Source organism: Paraburkholderia edwinii (assembly GCF_019428685.1).
Lineage (GTDB): Bacteria > Pseudomonadota > Gammaproteobacteria > Burkholderiales > Burkholderiaceae > Paraburkholderia > Paraburkholderia edwinii.
In genome coordinates, this window is sequence record NZ_CP080096.1 from 2,779,170 (window position 1) to 2,794,681 (window position 15,512).

Genomic DNA, 15,512 nt, shown 5'->3' on the forward strand with positions numbered 1-15,512 from the left:
TATGTGTTTCCCCGAGGCTGACAACGCAAACATCTGCGTGACAATCCTGGTCTGCGAGACCATGCCGAGGCGATGGCTGAACGGTTTCGTGTATGACACGTCCGAATGTGCCCCCGTAGCTCACGAGCGGCGGTCAGTGGCTGCTATCGTGAGTTTCGTTTCGTGGCCACACTATAGATCGCGCCAAACGGCAATGTAGCCCCCCATGCGGGGGGGTGAATTTTGAAAAGCGGCGCCGCCGGATGAACGCATTTGCTCTATCGCCGCTTCCGCACAACCACCAAACGCTTTTGCGCGATCGCATAGATCGCCGCATCGTCAACGTGCTGGTTGACAACAAACCCACCAGTGAATGCGCCGAAAGCCGGCAGCACCCCGTATTCCGCCGCAAAGCGAAAGCACGGCACGCGCGCGGAATCGGCCCTGCTCGCAATCACGTAGACCGGATGCTCATGGCCGGCGAGCACGTATGCACCGTCGACCACTTGCGGGTAGTGGCACAGCGCCCACGGCCCATGCCTCCACGGCTCAGGCACCGTCTCGATGTCGAGCGAGGGCGGCAACGTTCCAGCGCTGCGGTCATGATTGCCTTCGATTGTCACGACGCGCACGGATGCGTGCCGCGCACGCCATTCGCTAAGCGCATTCACGGTTTCGCTGCCGAGCGATTCGCGTCCATGCAGCAGATCGCCAAGGAACACGATCGATACCGGCCGGTGCGTCGCGATCAGCGAGTCGAGGCGCGCGAGATCGTCGCGCGTCCCACCGGCCGGCACCGGCACACCGTGCGCACGGAACACGGCGTCCTTGCCAAAGTGCGGGTCCGCGATAAACAGGCTCCGCAGATGCGGGTCGAACGCGGCGCGCTGCGCGCACAACTGCAGCGCAAAGCCACCCACTTCGACAGTCAAGGTCTGGTAAGTCATCAGCGCCCTGCCTTGTCGAGTTCGGCCAGCATCCGCTCGATGCGGTCGGCGAGCTTTTCGGTGCTGAGTTTCTCGCGGATACGCGCAACGATCAGCGGAAATGCGAATGGTGTCGGTTTCTTCGGGTGCGTCAATACAAGCCGGCAGGCATTCATCGCAACGAGCGCCCGCTCGATACGGCCTAGTTCAAGTTCCTGCAACTTAACCTCCGAATCGGCTTGCGCGAGCAGCAGGTTGTCGCTGTCGTGCTTGCGAAACACCTCGTAGAACAGGCCGCTCGAGGCTTGCAGTTGCCGCGCGCTTTTGTGCTGCCCCGGGTGACTTTGGTAAATCAGCCCTGAAACGCGGGCGATTTCGCGAAAGCGACGCATCGCCAGTTCAGATGCGTTAAGGCTTTCCATGATGTCGTCGGTAAGGTGCGTGGCGGAAAACAGGCCGCCGTCAATCAGGCTCGCCCAGTCGAATGGTTGCGACGACAACAGTTCGAAGCCATAGTCGTTGGCGGAGATCGAGAATGTGCCTGGTTGATGTCGCGACGCGCGCCAGCCGAGCAGCGATGCGAGGCCGATGTGTGCGATGCGCCCGGCGAACGGATAGCAAAAGAAGTGATGCCCTTCGCGGGTATGCAGGACTTCGACGACCAGTACGTCGGCTTCCGGCAGCGCCGACCAGTCGGCCTGTAACTGCAGCAAGGGCCGAACCGCGATCATCTCCGGCTCGACGTAGACGCCGGCTTTTGCTTCCGCCAGCATCGTCAGTGTCGCGTCCGCCAACTCGGACGACAAAGGCATTTTGCTACCCGCCCACTGCGGCATCGCACCTCGCGACGAACTCGCGCGCCGCACATAGGCCGTCATGTCGCGCACGCGCACCAGTTCCAGCGCGCGGCCGCCGAATGTGAAGATGTCGCCGGGCTTAAGCCGCGAGATAAACGATTCTTCCATCGAGCCGATGCGTCCGCCGCTGAGCCACGCGACTTGCAACGTCGCGTTCGAGACGATCGTGCCGATATTGTTGCGATGTCGCCTGATCAGGTCTTCACGCGGCACACGATACACACCGTCATCGTCACGCACCACGCGGTGAAAGTCCGGATACGCGTGCAGCGACGCACCGCCGCGCTCCACAAAGGTGAGCGCCCAGTCGAATTCGGCAGCGGTCAGGTCACGGTATGCGAAGGTCGTGCGGACTTCGTCGAGCATCCCGGGCGCGCTGAAACCGCCCCCAATCGCGACCGTGACGAGATGCTGGACCAGCACGTCGAATGGTTTGTGCGGCGTGTCACGGCCTTCGATCCGCCGCGCCTCGACCGCGCGCCGCGCGGCGGCGGCTTCCACCAGTTCGAGCGCGTGGGTCGGCACGATCGTGATGCGCGATGCGCGGCCAGGCGCGTGCCCCGAGCGTCCCGCGCGCTGCATGAGGCGCGCGACGCCCTTGGGCGAGCCGATCTGAAACACGCGCTCGACCGGCAGAAAGTCGACGCCGAGATCGAGGCTCGATGTGCAGACCACCGCTTTGAGTGTGCCGTTCTTCAGGCCGTCTTCGACCCATTCACGCACTTCCTGCGCGAGCGAGCCGTGATGGAGCGCGATCAGTCCGGCCCACTCGGGCCGCGCTTCGAGCAACGCCCGATACCAGATCTCGGCCTGCGAACGCGTATTGGTGAACACCAGCGACGTGCGCGCCTCGTCGATACCGGCGGCGACTGCTTCGACCTGACGCGTGCCGAGATGGCCGCCCCATGGAAAGCGTTCGATCGTCGCGGGAATCAGCGTATCGATGATCAACGTCTTCGGCTGCATGCCGCTGACGGTCACACGCGGCGTGCGAACCGGCCCGAGCAGCACGTCCGCGGCGAAATCGAGGTTGCCGAGCGTCGCCGATAGCCCCCACACCTGCAGATCGGCGCGCCAGCGCGCGAGCCGCGCAAGCGCGAGCTGCATCTGCGTGCCGCGTTTGTTGCCAAGCAGTTCGTGCCATTCGTCGACCACCACGAGGCGCACCTGCTTGAGTTCATCGCGCGCATCGCTGCGCGTGAGCATCAGCGCGAGGCTTTCCGGCGTCGTGACGAGCGCGCTCGGCATTCGCCGGTTCTGGCGCGCGCGCTCGGCCGAACCGGTGTCGCCGGTACGCAGGCCAACGCTCCAGGGCACCGCGAGTTCGCGCGCCGAGCTTTGCAGCGCGCCGGCGGTATCGGCGGCCAGTGCACGCATGGGCGTAACCCATAGGACCGTGAGCGGGTCCGCGAGCGCACGCGGCGCGTGATCACCGAACGCCGCCATTGCCCCAAACCATACGGCCCAGGTCTTGCCGGCGCCGGTGGTCGCATGCAGCAAGCCGCTCGCGCCCGTTGCGACCGAACGCCAGACCTCGCGCTGGAAGTCGAATGGTTGCCAGCCGCGGGCGGCGAACCATTGCTGCGTGCGCGTGTTGAACGGCAGCGCCGCGCGCTCGGGATCAGGCGAATAGCCGGTTGACGTGAACGTATCGCGCGGCGGTTCGATGCGCGCTTTCGGGATCCGACGCGGGCGGGGCGCGCGCTGACGCGTCGGCGGAATGCTGGAAGCGTCGGGCCCGTCGCCGCCCGTCGAATCGGTGTCGGCGGCAGTGCCGGCCTCGCGTGCCGCGTTGCGGTCGGGATCGATCGGATCAGTCATGGGCGGCATGGGTAACCGACGCCAGATCAGACGCCTGATGTGGCCGATAGTCTGTTGCGACGTGCGATTGACAGCAACCTGCATGCCCAGCTTTGAGCGCCTGCATAGCAACGCCCGGATGCGTGCGGTTTTGACAAATGCTCAACTCTTCTCTTCCGAAAGCTCACAAATTTGCCAGGCATTGCGACATTTAGCTCATCCGGTTTGGCACCTGGCAGACGTCGTCCGCTTCATAAATACGCTTGTAGATCATAGCCGTTTGTGCAAAAAGCTCGACAACGCCAATCAATGCGTCATCTCGTTGAAAGTTCGCTTGACGCCTCATATGGAGTACCCCATACGACAGATCTCCATGTCATGTCACTGCACTCGAAATGACTTCTCGTTACTATCGGCGGCCGTACCCGTTTCGGTACGCCAGTCCAATTCCACGGAGAGAAGTCAATGTCTGCAAAGAAGACCGCTGTTAGTTCCGCCCTGCTTGCAAGCGCAGTGGCCACCCTGCTCGCAACGGCCGCGCACGCTGCGCCGCTGACCAAGGCAGAAGCCAGCGCGGCAGTCGCGGCTCACAAGGAAAAGTGCTTCGGCGTCGCATTGAAAGGACAGAACGACTGCGCTGCGGGTCCGGGCACGACGTGCCAGGGTACATCGACGACCGACTTCCAGGGTAACTCGTGGAAGTTCGTTCAGGGCGGCACGTGTACGAGCATCGTGACGCCGGCCGGCAATCACGGCTCGCTCGCGCCAATCAAGTCCTGATCGCGCATCTCAAGACTTACCGCCACCCAACGTGGAGATGAGGACGATGTCCAAACTGGAAAACGCCAAGCCCACTTTTGCGGCTTGTGTGGCAACGAAGATTGGCCTGGCGAGCGGCCTCGTGCGCAAACTGGCACAGCCCTCGCTCACGCAACTCGTCTTGCGCCTTGCGTTGTCCGTACCGTTCTGGCGTTCAGGCATCCTTAAGTGGCATGGATTTCTTCAACTGAACGATACGGCGATCGCCCTCTTCACGGATGAGTTCCAGTTGCATTTGCCCGGTGGCCCCTATGCGTTTCCGGCGCCTGCAGTCGTTGCCTTTCTGTCCGCTTGCGGCGAGGTCGGTTTTCCCGTGCTGCTGGTGCTGGGCTTCGGTACCCGCTTCGCCGCGCTCGGCCTGTTCCTCATGACATGCGTCATCGAACTGACCGTACCTGATGGCTGGCCGATCCATATCACCTGGGCGGCGATGGCATTGGGAATAGCCGCATGGGGACCCGGCGCAATGTCGATCGATCATCTGTTGTCGCGATCGATCAAACGGCAATGATCTCAGCGCACATTGCGTTGAGCCCCCTACCTCCTGCCTTCACGGCCAGTAAGCATTCGTTCGTTAAACGAAAGTAAACCGGCGCGAGCATGGTCGACCTTGCATCGTCATGCACGCGCCGCGTGTCCCCACCTCGATTGTTCACTCATTCATAAGTGATTCTTGGCAAATAAGCCGTTGAACACGCAACGCCAGAACAGGCATGCTTTGACGCTAGTACTTTGAGCCATCGCCGACGATGTCGTGCACAACCTGCGATCGATAAATCCGGGAAGCGCCCTTCAAGTCGCGGTGAGAGGAGAGCGTCACCGTCTCTGCAATTCTGGAGTCCGCATGGTTGGCATCGTTCGCATCGCGTTGAAGAGGCCCTACACGTTTGTCGTGCTGGCCATCTTTATTCTTATCGTCGGCATTCTCTCGGCGCTCAGGACACCAACCGACATCTTCCCCGACATCAATATCCCGGTGATCGCCGTGATATGGCAATACACGGGGCTGCCGCCTGATCAGATGGAGGGGCGCGTGATGGCGCCGTTCGAGCGCGTGCTGACGACCACGGTCAACGACGTGCAGCACATCGAGGGACGGTCCATCTCCGGTTATGGGGTCGTCAAGATCTATTTCCAGAAGCACGCGGACATCCGCACGGCAAACGCGCAGGTCACATCGATCGCCCAGTACATCCTCAAGCAGTTGCCGCCCGGCGCGACACCGCCATTGATCGTGACGTATAGCGCCTCGACTGTTCCTATCGTCCAGCTCGCGCTTTCCGGCAAGGGCCTCACGGAGCAGAACCTTGGCGATCTCGGCCTAAACCAGTTGCGACCGATTCTGACCACGGTCGAAGGGGCCTCGCTGCCCTATCCGTATGGCGGAAAAACGCGGCAAGTGCAGATCAACGTCAAGGCGTCCGAACTCGAGGCGCGCGGACTGTCCGCGCAGGACGTGGCCAACGCGCTCGCAGCGCAAAACCTGATTACGCCCGTCGGCACCGAGAAAGTCGGCGACTATGAATACATCGTGCAGCTGAACAGCGCGCCGTCGTCGATTGCCGCTATCGGGAATATCCCGATCAAGACCGCCAACGGGACCGCGGTTTTCATGCATGACGTTGCTGACGTGACGGACGGCAGCCCGCCGCAGACCAACATCGTGCACGTCGATGGCAAGCGCTCTGTCCTGCTGACGATCCTGAAGAACGGTTCAGTGTCCACGCTCGCCATCATCGCCGGCGTCAAGCAAAAAGTGGCTGACGCAAAGGCGTCTTTGCCGGACGCGCTCAAGGTGGATGTGATCGGCGATCAGTCGGTCTTCGTGCGCGCGGCGATAACCGGTGTCGCGCGCGAAGGGGTGATCGCCGCGGTGCTCACGAGCCTGATGATCCTGCTGTTCCTCGGCAGCTGGCGCTCGACGGTCATCATCGCAACTTCGATTCCGCTCGCCATTCTCGGCTCGATTGCCGCATTGTCGGCGCTCGGCGAAACGCTGAACATCATGACGCTTGGCGGGCTGGCACTCGCCGTCGGGATTCTCGTCGATGATGCCACCGTAACCATCGAAAACATCAACTGGCATCTCGAACACGGCAAGGCGGTCGAAGACGCGATTCTCGACGGTGCCGCTCAGATCGTGACGCCGGCATTCGTGTCGCTGCTGTGTATCTGCATCGTATTCGTCCCGATGTTTTTCCTCGACGGCGTGGCCCGCTTCCTGTTCGTACCGATGGCGGAGGCGGTGATCTTCGCGATGGTGTCGTCGTTCATTCTGTCGCGCACGCTCGTGCCGACGATGGCGAAGTATCTGCTCAAACCTCATGCGCCCGAAAACGCACCCGAAAACTCGCCAGAACACGCGCACGCCCCGCGTAAAACGTCGAATCCGCTGGTTCTCTTCCAGCGCCGGTTCGAGGCGGGCTTCGAGCGCGTCCGCACGCACTACAGCGCGATGCTCGAACTGGTGCTTACGCATCGTCGCGGTTTCGTGTCGGGCTTCTTTGCGTTTGCCGTGCTGTCGCTCGCACTGGTGCCGTTTCTCGGCCGCAACTTCTTCCCCGATGTCGATGCCGGTGAAGTCCTCATGCACGTCCGCGCGCCGGTCGGCACGCGTGTGGAGAAGACAGCCGAGATCTTCGCGGCCGTGGAAAAACGCATTCAGGCGACCATCCCGCCAACCGAGCTCGGCACGATGGTCGACAATATGGGCCTGTCGATTAGCGGCCTGAATACGGCCTACAACAATACCGGCACGATCGGCTCGCAGGACGGCGACATTCAGGTTTCGCTAAAAGAGGGCCACCGCCCCACCCGCGAATACGTGCGCAAGCTGCGCGAGACCTTGCCACAGGCGTTTCCCGGCGTCACGTTCTCGTTCCCACCGGCCGATATCGTTAGTCAGATCCTGAACTTCGGCGCACCGGCGCCGATCGATCTGCAGATTCGCGGCAGCCATTTGCCGGCCGATTTCACCTACGCCAACCGGCTGTTGCGCCAGATTCGCCATGTGCCCGGCGTGGTCGACGCGCGTATCCAGCAATCGCAAAGCGATCCGCAATTCGACGTCGACGTGAACCGGACCCAGGCGCTATTGCAGGGCGTGACCGAACGCGATGTAACGAATAGCCTGGTTGTGCATATGGCAGGCTCGGGTCAGGTCGCCCCGACGTACTGGCTGAATGCCGCCAACGGCGTCGAGTATCCGATCGTGCTGCAAACGCCGCAGTACGGACTCAATACGCTCCCCTCGCTCGCCAACCTGCCGGTCGGAGGCGGCCCGGCGGTCAGCGACGGGCAAATCCTCGGCGGCGTGGCCACGATTCGCCGCACAACCAGCAACGCCGTCGTCGACGACTACAACATCCAGCCGATGGTCGAGATCTTCGCAACGACGCAAGGGCGCGACCTCGGTGCAGTGGCGTCCGATCTCCAGCGCATCGTCGCCGACAATGCGCACGCCGTGCCCAAGGGCGCGAAAGTTGTCCTGCTTGGCCAGGTGCAGACGATGAACAGCGCATTCAGCGGCCTGCTGTTCGGGCTGATCGGCGCGGTTGTGCTGATTTACCTGCTGATCGTCGTCAACTTCCAGTCGTGGTCGGATCCGCTCGTGATCATCACGGCGTTGCCGCTCGCGTTAGCGGGCATTGTATGGATGCTGTACGCCACCCACACGCCGCTGTCGGTGCCCGCGTTGACTGGCGCAATCATGTGCATGGGGGTCGCCACGGCGAACTCTATCCTCGTGGTGAGCTTCTGCCGCGAACGTCTCGCGGTGCACGGCGACGCGCTCAAAGCGGCGCTCGAAGCCGGCGCCACGCGCTTTCGCCCCGTATTGATGACAGCACTGTCGATGATGATCGGCATGGCGCCGATGGCACTGATCCTCGGCGAAGGCGGCGAACAGAATGCGCCGCTCGGCCGCGCCGTAATCGGCGGACTGCTCTTCGCGACCACCGCGACGCTGTTCCTTGTGCCAGCCGTCTTTTGCATCGTGCATTCACGTAAGGGGCGCGATTCCGCGCTACCGACGATTTCCGGAGGCCCCTCCCATGTCTGATGAACCCACACCGCGTTCCACGCCGCGGCGCATGCTCTCGCGCGCCGGAATGATCGGCGCGGCCGCCGCGGTCGTCATTCTCGCCACGGGCACGGCGGTACGCGCCAGAAACAGTCGCGAACTCAAGGACTGGACCGAAACGCAGGCGATCCCAACCGTCACGGTGATCCGGCCGACGCCACCCGCATCCGACGGCGCACTGAATCTGCCCGGGCGTCTCGAGTCATTCACCGATGCGCCGATCTATGCGCGAGTGAACGGCTACCTCAAATCGTGGCGCGTCGATATCGGCGACCGCGTGAAAGCCGGACAGGTGCTCGCGACCATCGACACGCCCGAACTCGATCAGCAATTGATTCAGGCAAAAGCGGACCTCGCAAGCGCGCAGGCCGACGCTGCGCTCGCGAAAACAAGCGCCGAGCGCTGGCAAGCGCTGCTCGATTCCGACGCGGTATCGCGTCAGGAGGTCGACGACCGTACGCAGGACTATGCGCAAAAGAAAGCGCGTGTCGCGGCCGCGCAAGCGAATGTGGACAGACTGATTGCGATGAAGGCATTCGCGACTATCGTCGCGCCGTTCGACGGTGTCGTCACCGCAAGGAATACCGATATCGGCGCATTGATCGACGCGGGCAGCAGCAGCCACACGCAATTGTTCTCGGTATCGAGCGTGAACCGGTTGCGCGTCTATGTGCATGTGCCGCAGTTTTACGCGCCGATGGTCAAGCGCGGCGGCAGCGCGGACTTCACGGTTCCCGAATATCCGGGCCGGCATTTCACGGCCAATATTGTCGGTCTCGCCGACGCTGTGAACGCGTCATCGGGCACGACGCTCGTGCAGTTGCAGGTGGATAACGCAGCGCACCTGCTGTTGCCCGGCAGCTTCGTGACGCTGCACTTTGCGCTGCCGGCGCCCGATGGCGCGATGCGCATACCGGCAAGCGCGCTGATCTTCGACGAGCACGGTCTGCGTGTGGCAACCGTCAACAACCACGACGAAGTCAGATTCAAGCCGGTGGCGATCGAACAGGATTTGGGAAAGGCCGTAGAAATCGGTTCGGGACTAAGCGGCAGCGACCGCGTGATCGATACGCCGCCCGATGGTCTCAGCGAGGGCGATCGCGTGCATGTCGCGCGTAACGGCGTCGAGGCGGCGAGTCATGGTTAGGTTACGGACAGCTGCGTTCCTTGCCGGCTTCGCGGCCTTGAGCGGCTGTTCGCTCGCCCCGCACTATCAGGTTCCGGACGTGCCCGTCGCGGCGCACTACCAATCGTCGACATCATGGACGGTCGCGGCGCCGGCCGACCGGCTCGATCGCGCGGGGTGGTGGAAACTGTATCGCGAGCCTCGGCTCGACGAACTCGAAGCGCAGCTGATCGCCCACAACCACGATCTGCGCGCCGCCTACTACCACTATGTGCAGTCGCAGGCATTCGTCAGGCAGGCCCGTTCGCAGTTCTATCCACAGGTTTCGGCAGGGGGCGAGGCGCAACGTGCGCGCGAGTCGGACACCCGGCCGCTGCGCAGCGTGACCGCCCCGACCGACTACAACGCCGCGACGCTCGGCATTGAAGCCGATTACGAGGTTGACCTGTGGGGACGCGTCCGGGACACGGTCGCGGCCAGCAAGGAAGAAAGCGAGGCTGAGAACGATGATCTCGCGTCGACACAACTGAGCCTCGAGGTCGAGCTCGCGCGCGCCTGGCTCGACTTGCGCGGCTCCGATCAGCAGATCCAGTTGCTCGAAGACACGATCGATGCGGATCGGAAGGCACTCGAATTGACGCGCAAGCGGCACGACGGCGGCGTGGCATCGGAACTCGATGTTGCGCGCGCCACCACTCAGCTGTCGTTCGTGCAGTCCGATCTCACGCAAGCGCAGGCTAAACGCGCGCTGCTCGAGCATGCGATTGCCGCGCTGGTCGGCGCCTCGGCATCGGACTTCTCGGTCGCGCCAAACACGGAACCGGTGCCGCTTCCTGCGATTCCTGCGGGCGTGCCGGCGGAGTTGCTGCAACGCAGGCCCGACGTCGCAGCGGCCGAGCGCCGGGTCGCAGCAGCCAACTCGAAAATTGGCGTGGCGCGCGCGGCTTACTTCCCATCGCTTACGCTTAGCGCACAGGGCGGTTTTCAAAGTTCGATCTACGCGGACCTGCTCAGCTTGCCAAGTTCGTACTGGGCGCTCGGCTCAGCGCTCGCTGTCTATCTGTTCGACGGCGGCAAGCGGCGCGCGCAAGTCCAGTCCGCCAAAGCAGCGACAGCCGAGGCGGGCGAACGCTACCGCAGCGTCGTTCTCGCGTCGTTCAAACAGGTGGAAGACGATCTGACGTTGCTTACGCAGCTCGGCATGGCGACAACGCAGCAGCAACAGGCCGTAGACGCGGCTGACCTGTCGGTCAATCTTGCGCTGTCACGCTACCGTCGGGGCGCGGTCAGCTATCTTGAAGTAGTCGATGCGCAAACCGCCGCGCTGACGGCGGAACGCGGCGTCATCGACATCAGGACCCGGCAGCTCGATGCAAACGTCGATCTGATCCGTGCGCTGGGCGGCGGCTGGCGCAACGAGCCAGTCGATCACGCAAAGACGGTACCGATCGCAGCGACGCGGTGACACGCCGTACGAGGAACACCCATTTGACGTCATCTATTCCGCGCGACGAGGAAACACTCGCTTTCCGATGCACCTATCGTTCGAGCCATTCCCGCTTCATATAATCGGCAGAACGGAGTACGTCGTACACCTAAGATGCTGACCTGAAAGCCCTTACCCTGATGTGCTTCAATTTACCGCTGGAGACATTTTATGCTGTCGACCGAACATCGCACTATCGTCAAAGCCACCATTCCGTTGCTCGAAAGCGGCGGCGAAGCCCTCATTGCCCACTTCTACAAGACGTTGCTCGCCGAGTATCCGCAAGTGCGCCCGCTGTTCAATCAGGCACACCAGGCAAACGGCGATCAGGCGCGCGCGCTGGCCAACGGCGTGCTGATGTACGCACGCCATATCGATCAGCTCGAGCAGCTGGGCGGTCTGGTTTCGCAGATCGTCAACAAGCACGTATCGCTGAATATCCTGCCCGAGCATTATCCGATCGTCGGCGCGTGTCTGCTGCGAGCGATCCGCGAAGTGCTCGGCGCGGAGATCGCCACCGACGCGGTCATCGAAGCGTGGGGCGCGGCCTACCAGCAGCTTGCCGATATCCTGATCGGGCTCGAGGAAAGCGCGTATGCGACGAAGGCGGAGGCGCCGGGCGGCTGGCGCGGCACGCGCAAGTTCACGGTCGCGCGCAAGGTGCGCGAAAGCGATGAGATCACGTCGTTCTATCTGCGCCCCACGGATGGCGGCGCACTGCTCGACTTCAAGCCGGGCCAGTTCATTGCGCTGCGTCTGATGATTAACGGCGAGGAAGTGCGCCGCAATTATTCGTTGTCGGCCGCGCCGAACGGGCATGAGTACCGGATCAGTGTGAAGCGCGAGCCGAACGGCAAGGTGTCGAATTACCTGCACGATCATGTGATCGAGGAAGACACGCTCGATGTGTTTGCGCCGTCCGGCGACTTCACGCTCGAAGACAGCACGAAGCCGCTCGTGCTGATCAGCGGCGGCGTGGGTATTACGCCGACGCTTGCGATGCTGCGCGTTGCGCTGAAAACGTCGCGTCCCGTGCACTTCATCCATGCCTCGCGTCACGGCGGCGTGCATGCATTCCGTCACTTTATCGACGAGCTCGCCACGCGCAACCCGCAACAACTGAAGCGCTTCTACGTGTATGAAAAGCCGCGCGCGGAAGACAGCGCGCATGACGCAGCGGGCTATCTCGACGAAGCGCGGCTGCGCGAATTCATGCCGTCCTCGAACGATGTCGATGTGTATTTCCTCGGGCCGAAGCCTTTCATGAAGGCAATCGGCACACACCTGAAGACGATCGGCGTGCCGCCGGCGCAAGTCCGATATGAATTTTTCGGTCCCGCCGCGCAGCTGTTCGATGCAGCGCCTTCAACGGAGAAGCACGGAGCATAGAAGCGACAGGTCATTCAGCGCGAGAGACCGAATGCCCTGGATCTACAACTGCGCGGTCGGAGCACTTCGCTGGTGGTTCGACCGCCGGATGTCGGATGGAGCGATTCTCGACGCAGAGAAACTGTTTCCGGATGCCGGGATGTTCGTCTCGAACTGGAAGAAAATCAGTATCGAAGCATCCCGCGCAATGAGGCATCTGAACAATATCCCTCGTTTTCATATGTCTGCGTCTGCGCAGAATCGGGATTCGACGGATGACAGCACGGATTGGCGCGTGTTTATCATGCGTGCATACGGTGTGACGCTTTACAGAAATCTCGCGCAATGCCCCACTGTTGCCGACATTCTGGCCAGGTCACCCGACGTGCTCTCGGCTTCATTCTCGATTCTCGGGCCGCGCACGCTCATCCCGCCGCATCGAGGCCCGTTTCGCGGCGTATTGCGTGGCTATCTCGTGCTTTCCATGCCCACGCATCGCGACGGCACGCCTGCCTCCGTACTAACCATCGATCAAAGCGACTACCGCCTTCGCGAAGGGGACTTCGTGCTATGGGACGACTCGTTCGAGCACGCTGTCCGTAACGAAAGCGACGAATATCGCGTCGTCCTGTTGCTGGACGTCAGGCGTCGATCGATGCCGTTCGACCTGGCCGTACTGTCCAGCGCCGTTGTCTGGGGTATCCATCTTTCCATATTGTTGTCGCGCTGGAAAAGCAGGCTGTCTTTCGTCTTTCGCGCGCAGGGTAGCCGATCCGATAGTACGGATCGCGATTAGCGTCATCGATGCCCGATGGTTTCATCACGGCTCTCCCCATCGCAGCCACGCATGCGCACGCATCCATCGGCACGTAAGGTATAGAAAGTATTACGTCAGCCGAACTGATATAGCATTATGCGGCCCGTATACGAATCGTTTTATGCGGCCGGAAGCGGGTTTTCGAATGGTGCAACGGAAAGGTGCAACGATTGGACATCGCCGATCTCAAGGTCTTTGAAGCGGTTGCCCGTCTCGGTAGCATGAATCGGGCGGCCGTCGAATTACATACCGTGCAATCCAACGTCACCGCACGCATCCGTTCGCTCGAACGCGAGATAGGCGTGCCGCTATTTCAAAGACACGTTCGCGGCGTCAGCATGACCCCCGCCGGAGAGCGCATGCTGCCGTACGCCGCGCGCATGGCAAAGCTGCTTGCCGATGCGAAGACGGCGGCCGTGGACGACGGCCCACCAAGCGGCGCATTGAACCTCGGAACGCTTGAAACCACCGCTGCGATCCGCCTTGCACCCGTGCTCGGAACGTTTACGCGCATGTATCCGAAGGTACGGCTGTCGTTGTCGACCGGCACGACCTCGGGCCTGACGCGCGATGTGATCGAATGCCGGCTCGATGGCGCATTTATCGCGGGGCCGCTCGATTATCCCGATCTTCACACCGAAACTGTTTTCCGCGAAGAGCTGGTATTGGTGAGCCCGTGCGCGATACGGTCGCTCGATGCGCTGTCCGCCGTTCAGGATCTGAAGACCATTGTGTTCCGGCTAGGCTGCTCATATCGTCAGCGGCTTGAGGCGCTGCTTGCCGAGATGGGAATCTTCGTTTCCGCACCGCTCGAGTTCGGTTCGATCGACGCAATCGTCGCCTGTGTGGCGGCCGGCGTAGGCGTCACCCTGCTGCCACAATCGGTTGTTTCGGCAAACCCCAACCACCATCTGCTAGCCATGCACGCGCTTCCTGACGGCAAGGGCCACGTCGAGACGCTGTTTATCCGCCGGCACGACGCCTATGTCTCCAGCGCGATGCAATCGTTTGTCGACGTCGCTCGTTCGGAGCTTGGGGCACGCATGGCGGCGGCGTAACGGCGCCGCGCCGCTTCGATGCGAACAGCCGAAGTAATCTCCGTTTCAGATATCCCCATCGCAACAAACCGTCATTGATCGAACGAGAAGCTTGTTAAGCTATTGTCACGCGTTCGCTCAACAATCAATGAGTGGTGTCCAACGAGCAACCTTCGCCAGCAGCGAGCAAATTGCCGGGCTTCGAGCGATAACGCGAGCGGCCATTTGACTTTTTGCAGCGAGGTGTAGATGGATCAGCTCCAAATGTTGAGAGCCTTTGTTGCGGCTACGCAGCACCGGAGCTTCAGTAAGGCCGCCGAATCGCTCGGTGTGACGACCGGTGCTATTTCCAAGGCGGTTTCCAAACTCGAAGATCGCGTCCAGACGCGCTTGCTGCATCGAACCACGCGTTCGATCACCCTCACCGATGCTGCCCTCGCCTACTACCAGAGTTGCAGCAGGCTCATCGAGGAACTCGATGAGGCGCATCGACGCATCATGCGGCAAAGAGAGGTCGACAGCGGCCGCTTACGCCTTGCGGTTCATCATGGTCTTGTTAGTCCGTCATTTTCGCGGTTTATATCGGACTACCATGCGATTGCGCCGAATGTGAATCTTCAGGTATCCGTCAAAAGCGGTGCGGTCAATTTATACGACGGGCAGTTCGATATGGCGATGGTGCCTGCGACCCTCGTCGATCAGCAAGGCGTCATTCGACGCACACTGTACCGGTCCGCGAGCGTACTCGTCGCGTCGCCCGATTACCTCGATAAATGGGGCACCCCGCAACGCCTGGCTGACCTCGACGCACACTACCTGTTGATCCACTCCGACTTGCGTCAGAGCGGTTCGAATTCGGTGAATCTGTTCGAAGACGGGCGGGCGGCCAGCGTCGCCCCCATGTCTTCGATCGACGCTGACGAAGTGTCGCTGCGCGCCGCCGCGCTAGCCGGATTGGGCATCGCGACATTGCCCGAAGCGATGCTGCATGAAGACCTGTCGACGGGCGCACTCGTGCCCGTTCTCCCGCACTGTTCCGCACGCAATCCGGCGGGCGAAATCTGCCTCTTCTACTCCGACCGGGAACTGCTGCCGGTGCGCTCAAGAACCTTCGTCGACTTCTGCGTCGACTTCTTCCGGGACGGTGGCCTGTACGCGTGCCCCGGCGAAGCCGACGCGGCAAGACAGCCCGTGCAGATATAGCAGACACGCGTCG

Annotated in this window: 11 protein-coding genes; 9 read left to right on the plus strand and 2 right to left on the minus strand. The window is 61.9% G+C overall.

Annotation, left to right across the window (positions count from 1 at the left end; all coding sequences use genetic code 11):
• Positions 1-257: 257 nt before the first annotated feature.
• Positions 258-926 (minus strand): ligase-associated DNA damage response endonuclease PdeM, encoded by a 669-nt coding sequence (gene pdeM / locus KZJ38_RS33800; protein WP_219801361.1) that lies wholly within the window; start codon positions 924-926, stop codon positions 258-260.
• On the minus strand, positions 926-3,583 hold the full coding sequence (locus tag KZJ38_RS33805; RefSeq protein ID WP_219801362.1) for a ligase-associated DNA damage response DEXH box helicase: 2,658 nt from the start codon (positions 3,581-3,583) through the stop codon (positions 926-928). The genes pdeM and KZJ38_RS33805 overlap by 1 nt, the downstream gene beginning before the upstream one ends.
• Before the next feature lie 444 nt (positions 3,584-4,027).
• On the opposite strand from KZJ38_RS33805, the gene KZJ38_RS33810 reads away from it, so the two are divergent.
• The 9 genes from KZJ38_RS33810 to KZJ38_RS33850 all read left to right on the plus strand — a co-directional run bounded on the left by KZJ38_RS33810 (position 4,028) and on the right by KZJ38_RS33850 (position 15,499).
• A complete protein-coding gene (locus tag KZJ38_RS33810) occupies positions 4,028-4,342 on the plus strand; it encodes a BufA1 family periplasmic bufferin-type metallophore (protein ID WP_219801363.1) in 315 nt (104 codons plus the stop codon).
• Between the two features lie 46 nt (positions 4,343-4,388).
• Positions 4,389-4,892 carry a DoxX family protein gene (locus tag KZJ38_RS33815; RefSeq protein WP_219801364.1) on the plus strand — a complete coding sequence of 168 codons (504 nt, stop codon included), beginning with the start codon at positions 4,389-4,391 and terminating at the stop codon, positions 4,890-4,892.
• Positions 4,893-5,225: 333 nt separating this feature from the next.
• Complete coding sequence (locus tag KZJ38_RS33820) at positions 5,226-8,441, plus strand: efflux RND transporter permease subunit (RefSeq protein ID WP_219801365.1); 3,216 nt, start codon at positions 5,226-5,228, stop codon at positions 8,439-8,441.
• Complete coding sequence (locus tag KZJ38_RS33825; protein WP_219801366.1) at positions 8,434-9,609, plus strand: efflux RND transporter periplasmic adaptor subunit; 1,176 nt, start codon at positions 8,434-8,436, stop codon at positions 9,607-9,609. The genes KZJ38_RS33820 and KZJ38_RS33825 overlap by 8 nt, the downstream gene beginning before the upstream one ends.
• Positions 9,602-11,053: an efflux transporter outer membrane subunit gene (locus tag KZJ38_RS33830; protein WP_219801367.1), complete on the plus strand. Its 1,452-nt coding sequence runs from the start codon at positions 9,602-9,604 to the stop codon at positions 11,051-11,053. The genes KZJ38_RS33825 and KZJ38_RS33830 overlap by 8 nt, the downstream gene beginning before the upstream one ends.
• A 192-nt stretch (positions 11,054-11,245) precedes the next feature.
• Entirely contained in the window at positions 11,246-12,463 is a 1,218-nt protein-coding gene (gene hmpA / locus KZJ38_RS33835) for an NO-inducible flavohemoprotein (RefSeq protein WP_219801368.1), read from the plus strand.
• 31 nt (positions 12,464-12,494) lie between these two features.
• Positions 12,495-13,238 carry an aspartyl/asparaginyl beta-hydroxylase domain-containing protein gene (locus tag KZJ38_RS33840; RefSeq protein ID WP_219801369.1) on the plus strand — a complete coding sequence of 248 codons (744 nt, stop codon included), beginning with the start codon at positions 12,495-12,497 and terminating at the stop codon, positions 13,236-13,238.
• 191 nt (positions 13,239-13,429) lie between these two features.
• Positions 13,430-14,317 carry a LysR family transcriptional regulator gene (locus KZJ38_RS33845; RefSeq protein ID WP_219801370.1) on the plus strand — a complete coding sequence of 296 codons (888 nt, stop codon included), beginning with the start codon at positions 13,430-13,432 and terminating at the stop codon, positions 14,315-14,317.
• A 243-nt stretch (positions 14,318-14,560) separates the two neighbouring features.
• On the plus strand, positions 14,561-15,499 hold the full coding sequence (locus tag KZJ38_RS33850) for a LysR family transcriptional regulator (RefSeq protein WP_246642102.1): 939 nt from the start codon (positions 14,561-14,563) through the stop codon (positions 15,497-15,499).
• Positions 15,500-15,512: the final 13 nt, after the last annotated feature.